Genomic DNA, 6728 nt, shown 5'->3' on the forward strand with positions numbered 1-6728 from the left:
ACGCTCATCTGCTTTAACCGTCAACAGGTTTTCCGGCCGGAACGATCGGAGCCGAAAGCTTCTCAGCCTTTATCTGATCCGTCCGGATCACACATCTGAAGGCGGTTAATGAACGCGGTAGTTCCGCCATACTGTCATGAACTCTTCCCGAAAATGTGCCTTTAAATAAGCTGTTTGATATGAAAGCATGGCATAAGCGACGGCGTGTGACTTGATGAATCCGTATTGCCCATATTCCGCAATCTGGTCAAACAGTGTCTGCGCGGATTTTTCGTTGATTTGATTAGCCACCAAACCATGGATAAACTTTTGCCGGTGAAATGCGATTTCTTCGACTTTTCTCTTACCAATAGCCCGGCGCAGAATATCTGATTCTTCAGGGGAGTATCCAGCCAGTTTCTGGGCAGTTTGCATGATCTGCTCCTGGTATAATATGAGGCCATAGGTTTCTTCGAAAATCGGCTTTAGTTCAGAAACAAGACAGGCCGGTTCTATTTTTCTGTTTTTTCGGGCAATAAATTCATCTGCCAGGCCCCTTTCCAATGGCCCCGGGCGATAGAGGGTAATAAGCGCGGTAATATCCGTAAAAACATCCGGTTTTATCCTTGTCAGCAGGTCCTTCATCCCCTGGCTTTCCAGTTGAAAAACGCCATCGGTGTCGGCCCGGCACAGCAGCTGGTAAGTCGGCTCGTCTTTCAAATCAAGAGCGGTTAAATCCGGCGGTGTTTTCCCCTGTTTTTCTATCAGGGCAATCGTTTCCTTCATTATGGTTGGCGCCCTGAGCCCCAGCAGGTTTATTTTATATAAGCCAAGAGATGCCACTTGCCAGGTCTCAAACTGGGTGACAACCGTTTCTCTTGTTACGGAAAGAGGTAAATAGCGGGTCAACGGCTTATCCCCGATAACAATTGCGGCAGCATGCTTTGAAGGGTATCGGGGCAATCCATTCAATTTATGGCAGGCCCGGACAAGCATAGCGCCGGATATCAAATCGGACATAATTGTTTCTCTTAATACCGGCTTTCTTGTCAGAGCATCTTCCAGGTCCCATGCATCAGGAGGGATCATGCTAATAATTTTGGTTGTTTCCTCCCGGGGAATTCCCAGCACATTGCCGACCTCCCTGACGCTTGCTCTGGCTTTCATCTTCCCGAAGGTAATGATATGCGCCGCCCCATGTTCCAGCACATCGCCCTGATTATATTTATCCAGTACATACTTGACGATCCGGTCCCGCCCATTGACGCAGACATCCAGACCGATGTCGGCTGTAAATCGGGCATTAAAGGCCCGCTCAAACAGCAGGCCGTGAGACAGGGGATCGACACCGGTTATGCCCAGGCAGTAACAGACCAGAATGCCGGGTGCCGCACCCCGCCCGGGACCGACGGGTATGTCATTGCCTCGGGCATAATCTACAATCTCCGCGGCCAGCAGAAAATATCGGGCCATTCCGGCCTGTTTTATCGCGGCCAGTTCATGGGCCAGTCTTGTTTTATAAAGATGATCGCCCTGCCTGGTTTCATAGAGTTGTCGCGCATTTAATCGCTGCAGAAGCCCCTGTTCGGCTTTTTCTTTCAATATGTCATCGGCATTTTGACCGGTTTCTTCTTCCTGCCCGGGGCAAGGAAGATGACGTGTTTCAAAATCAAACTCAACGGTGCAGCGGGCGGCTATGTGGTTGGTGTTTTCCGCGGCCTGAGGAAAATCAGCCAGCAAAGCGTGCATGTCCTCAGCCGATTTGACATAAAGCTGATGGCATTCAACTGTCGGCCGATCCGGATCGCTGAGCTTTTTTTCTTCTCCCACACAGCGCAGAATTTCGAGATACTCCCCGTCACCGGATTCAAGATACCGGCAGTTATTGGTGCCGACCAAAGGGATGGACATTTTGCGGCTCATTTCGCACAAGGCATGATTGACTTCCGCCTGACCGGCCATTTGAGTGCACTGGATTTCCAGAAAGAAATTGTTTTCACCAAACACCTGCTGATAAAACCGGGCCTTTGCTTCAGCCTCCTTCTCTTCTCCCCGCGCCAGCAACCCGGATATATCTCCCTGCATCCCTCCGGATAAACAGATCAGCCCTTGATGGTGCTGCCGCAGAAGATTCTGATCTATCCGGGGGCAATTGTAATACCCGTCCGTGGCGGCAATGGTGGCTAATCGGCATAAGCCGCGATAGCCTTCCATTGTTTCGGCCAGCAGGGTCAGCCGGGTGACCTTCTGGTGGTCAATCAGGGTTTTATCCGCGATGGTTCGTGGCGCCAGATAACAATCACAACCGATGATCGGTTTGATACCATTCCAAATCATTGTTTTATAAAAACCCAGCACACCGTACATGACGCCATCGTCGGTAATGGCCACGGACTTCATTTCCAGGTCGCTGATACGTCTGGCCAGGTCATTCATGCCAATGGTGCTGTTAAACAGGCTGAAACCGGTGTGTACGCTCAGATGAACAAACTCTTTTTTCTCAGCAGTCATGATAGCGCCCTACTTTCTTTTTCCCGCTTTAAAAGCCGATTGTTTTGTTCCCGCTCTGTTTCTGCTTAATATCCGCCTCCTGCCGCAGGGCCTCGATTAACATGGCCGGCGTGACCCTGTCCTTCGGGTAAAAGGCAAACCGATCACGGACAATCTTAAAATCCCCGGGCGCAAGACAACGTAACTGGTCAAGCGCGCAAGCGGATTCTTCGTTAAGCCCGCTTGATGCAATCGGACCCAGCATACGGTCATAAAAAAGGCGATTGCCGTCCGTGGTCAGAAAATCAAACGCAATCTTGTGGTTAAACCGTCGAATGGCCGCGGAATCCACGCCGTCCAGCCGGTTGGTGGTGGCAATCAGAACCCCCCGAAACCGTTCCATGGCGGTCAGCAGTTCCGAGGTGTGGCTGATTTCCCACGATCGGATTGCTCCCTGCCTAGGGAAAAGAAGCGCGTCCGCTTCATCAAGAACCAGAACCGCGCCCGTATTAGCGGCCCGATCAAACGCTTCGCGGATGTGATGTTCGGTCATACCAACATATGGGTCCAGTATGTCGCTTAATCGCCGGGCCAGCAGTTCCCGATCCAGGTGACGCGCCAGAAAACGGGCGAATTCGGTTTTTCCCGTACCGGGCGGACCGTAAAGAAGCAGGTTAAAGCTGTAAGTCGCCTGAATGTTTCCGGCGCTTTTCAAATAACCGTCAAACTGCTCCGCCTGGAACAATACCGACTGAATGTCGGCCGATATATTCAACCCTTCCAGGGAATAGCAGGCATCAAGGGAGGCCGGGTCGTCTTTCTTGTAACCGCCATTGGCCAGGGTCTGATGCGCCTCCACCCCCTGCCTGATGGCCTGCAACATAGCCGTGCGATGATGATGCCCGGCCTCCCTGGCCTTTTTAACGGCCAGGTCAATAACCCCGGCGTTGGTTTGGAAATCCTGCGCCAGCATCTTCAGATCCTGGTCGTTGATATATCGTTTACATCGATGACGCCGGACGATGTTTTCCCATAGGCGCTCCCGTTGTTGGCGGTTAAACGATTTAAAATGAATACTGAAGGCAAACCGCCGCCGGACAGAGTCCTCGATGGCATGTATATGATTAACAATCCAGATGATGCGCAGGCCGGGATTTTCCATCAAGTTGTTCAGCCAGCCTTTGTCCTGGGTTTCTCCGCGCCGAGACCAAGCATCTTCCGTGTTAAGGACGTTATCCGCCTCGTCCATAATAAAGACCGCGCCTTTATCCCGATTCATACTGCTGACGCATGCGCTTAATACCAGCCGCCGCCGTTTGCTTTCATTCTCTTCGGATTTCTGCGAAACAATTTCATAAACCGGGTCGTTCAGATGCCTTGCCAGACCCCGGGCAAAGCTGGTTTTGCCGGTTCCGGGAGGGCCGTACAACAGAAAGTGAGTGGCCGAATCTGTTTTTCTATCCAGCAGGGAAAGCATGTGGCTTATATCTTCCGAAGGAATAAAGTGTGCATCCAGGGGCAATGTGTCCTTGCCTTTTATTCGCTTCAGGTTTTTTTCCGTCAGGATGTCAGCGCCGGGACCCTCCAGAAAAGCACGTACTTCATCACAAACATTTATGCGACCGCCGCTGGGGTCAATCAGACCGGCAGGGGCCAGTGTTTTGTAGAAAGCGGCGTCGATATCGCTTCTGGTTGCCCCGAGAATTGTGCTCAAATTTCCGCGCCCCTGAAAAGTAGTCAGTTTCAGATGGTTTTCAAAGTAGCTTTCCGGGCCGTTGTAGGCATCGATCATAAAAAAGAAGAAGCTCAGGTCAGCTTCAAGATCGGTCAAATTGAATATTCTCTTCAAACGGGCAATACTTTTCTCAAGATCTGAACCCGGGCAACCGGCCAGGTCACGCTCAACTTCTTCCAGTATTGATGTGATAAAGCTGGTAAAATCCGCGACAACCCAGTTAATCGGGCAATAGTTCAAAATTTTCATAAGCGTCCGGCCGTAAGACCAGAGATTTCCCTTTTCTGATGCCAGCTCGTCCTCATATTCATGCCGCTGCTCTTCCGGTATGCAGGGCAGCAAGAAATCCCCGATCCGGGACATGTTATTTCCGGCGATCCAGCAAAGAAATTCCATAGTTTCGTCGGTTAACGCCAGCCGCCAGGACATAAGCCTTAGCATGTAAACACAACATTTTTTCACCACGAACGATTCGTCCCTGTCACGAACTCCGTGGGGAGAGAACACGATCCTTCCTCGCATCTGATTTTTTTTGATTATCCGGTATTGCCAGTACTCCATAATTGCCTTCCTCCATTATTTTTGTGCGCCGCACATACCACTGTGCCATTTCGTCTATGGCGTAATCGTCCATTTGATTGTTTCTTTTGATACCATTATAGAAGGCAATCGTTTCATTAGACGTTTCGATAAGTGCTTTTAGAAAAATTGATTGTCCTTCGAATAAAACAAGTGCCGCACAGACCTGTTTTTCTCGAACTTTGATCGAAATGGCAGCGACTTGAACAAAAAAAGACCAGTTTTTACAATAAAATGAGCCGGGGAATCAGTGAAAGTGAAGTCAGGATGGCCTGACAAAGGAAAACCAGCGTGGAAAACTATTGAACTTCGAAGAGAAACTTCAGAAAGGGTAGCTTAACAGCATGAGAGGTCAAACTGCCTGGAAGGAGTGTTATTTGTTGCTGTTATACCCAGTTGTATGATGAATAAAATTTATAAATATCTATACTCAGATCTGTTAAATGTTTCTTTATCAGCTCTATATGATTATCTTCAAAGAATAATATTGTTATTTCAGATTCGTTCATACCTTTGTTGTTGGGTTTATCCAATACAAGCCCTTTAGATTTCATTAACGGTTCAATATGGTTTCTTAATATTTGAAGATTGGCCTTTTTTTGCGGCCAATAATTTGCATCCTTAATTTCTGAATATTGATTTAACCGTAAATAATAACCTTTGCCACGTTTATCAATCCGCCAGAACAAAAGTTCCTCTGAATTACTACCGTAAGCATCTTTTCTTCTTGCAATATCTAGTTGTGTCCAAAGAGTACCACCTTTATTCCCCGCATATTTGAAATTAAGGTATGGTATTTGACTATCTAAATCGTGATGTAGTTCACTTAAAATATATTGTTGTGCCTGGCCATGGCTATCCTCTAAAAGAGAATGTCTATTATCTCTAACAAGTTCCCTGAAAATTTTATTTTGTACATCAATAAAACGAGCGCCTAAAAACTCTCTATATTGATTTACAAGCATATTGTTTAAAGGAACGCTATCCAATGCTAATTTAAGTTGATATACATCGATAACAGTATAACCTGCCTGTGCAGCATCTTTTCTTTCCTGATAAAAAATATACCCAAGCTTCATATACTTATAGTATTTGAAGCCGGGAAATTCATCTTTGTACCTTTTAAGTTGGCCTGAATGTGTTGAGGTGTATGTTTTATTCTCAAAAAGCGCGTCTGTTTTTATACCATTAACATGGTACCGTATAATTAAATCGGTATTTTTTTCTTGTCTTGAAATTTTATCGATAGCAATAGAATCCATTGAGGAATCACATAGTCCAAGCGTATAGAAAAACATGCTTATTGGGCTGCGAGTAGTCGGATCAGCATCAAGCTCTGTTATAAACCACTCTAAAAACCCATCTGTAACCAACTCCTTTGGGGAACACTCAAACAAATTGTTCATTTTTTAAAGCCCGTTTTAAATTTGTTTATAGGGTGTTTTCGATCGTAGTCGTTCCCTTGGTTTGCTCTAAAAGCACCGGATCTTATTTGTTTTGCAATTTCAAACCAAACGTTCATTTTTTAACGGCCATTAATTCCCTTTTTCCCCTCAAAAAGACATAGCATGAACACCTCCACAATCTCCACAAAAATAAATCCCCCAGCGAGCCGAATCTAATTTTGGCAACAATCGACTTAGCCTTCTCTTGTCCGCCCTTCATTGTGCCGCGGCTTATGCCCGTGAAAGACGGTTTAGTCCGGACCAGAAAATCAGGGAGAATAAAGACGGAAAACATATCCTGACGTTTACTGCCGCATCCGCGCCGGAGGTGGTTTCCTGGGTGCTGGCACACGGGGATGAGGTCAAGGTGCTGTCTGCGGTGGTCCCCAAAAACTGGACAATGTGCTAAGCTCTGATTCACAACATGAAAGGAGCTTTACATGATCAAGAAACGGAAACAATACAGCCCGGAATTCAAGGCAAAAGTGGCGCTGGCCGCC

Annotated in this window: 4 protein-coding genes; 1 reads left to right on the plus strand and 3 read right to left on the minus strand. The window is 47.3% G+C overall.

Annotated features, from left to right (window positions below; genetic code table 11):
* Nucleotides 1–105: 105 nt before the first annotated feature.
* The 3 genes from dnaE to AB1724_10925 form a co-directional block, all read right to left on the minus strand.
* Nucleotides 106–2490 carry a DNA polymerase III subunit alpha gene (dnaE, locus tag AB1724_10915; protein ID MEW6078315.1) on the minus strand — a complete coding sequence of 795 codons (2385 nt, stop codon included), beginning with the start codon at nt 2488–2490 and terminating at the stop codon, nt 106–108.
* A 28-nt stretch (nt 2491–2518) separates the two neighbouring features.
* Nucleotides 2519–4567, minus strand: coding sequence for an AAA family ATPase (locus tag AB1724_10920; GenBank protein MEW6078316.1), 2049 nt, complete (start codon nt 4565–4567; stop codon nt 2519–2521).
* 602 nt (nt 4568–5169) lie between these two features.
* Complete coding sequence (locus AB1724_10925; GenBank protein ID MEW6078317.1) at nt 5170–6189, minus strand: hypothetical protein; 1020 nt, start codon at nt 6187–6189, stop codon at nt 5170–5172.
* A gap of 244 nt (nt 6190–6433) precedes the next feature.
* Here AB1724_10925 and AB1724_10930 point away from each other — a divergent pair, with 244 nt between their 5' ends.
* Complete coding sequence (locus tag AB1724_10930) at nt 6434–6637, plus strand: WYL domain-containing protein (protein ID MEW6078318.1); 204 nt, start codon at nt 6434–6436, stop codon at nt 6635–6637.
* Nucleotides 6638–6728 lie beyond the last annotated feature (91 nt).

It is taken from the genome of Thermodesulfobacteriota bacterium, from assembly GCA_040753795.1.
Taxonomy (GTDB): Bacteria; Desulfobacterota; Desulfobacteria; order Desulfobacterales; family Desulfosudaceae; genus JBFMDX01.

Bases quoted from the DNA above. Each gene is read 5' to 3' on its own strand.
- dnaE (MEW6078315.1), bottom strand. From the start codon at position 2,490: ATGACTGCTGAGAAAAAAGAGTTTGTTCATCTGAGCGTACACACCGGT.
- AB1724_10920 (MEW6078316.1), bottom strand. From the start codon at position 4,567: ATGTCCCGGATCGGGGATTTCTTGCTGCCCTGCATACCGGAAGAGCAG.
- AB1724_10925 (MEW6078317.1), bottom strand. From the start codon at position 6,189: ATGAACAATTTGTTTGAGTGTTCCCCAAAGGAGTTGGTTACAGATGGG.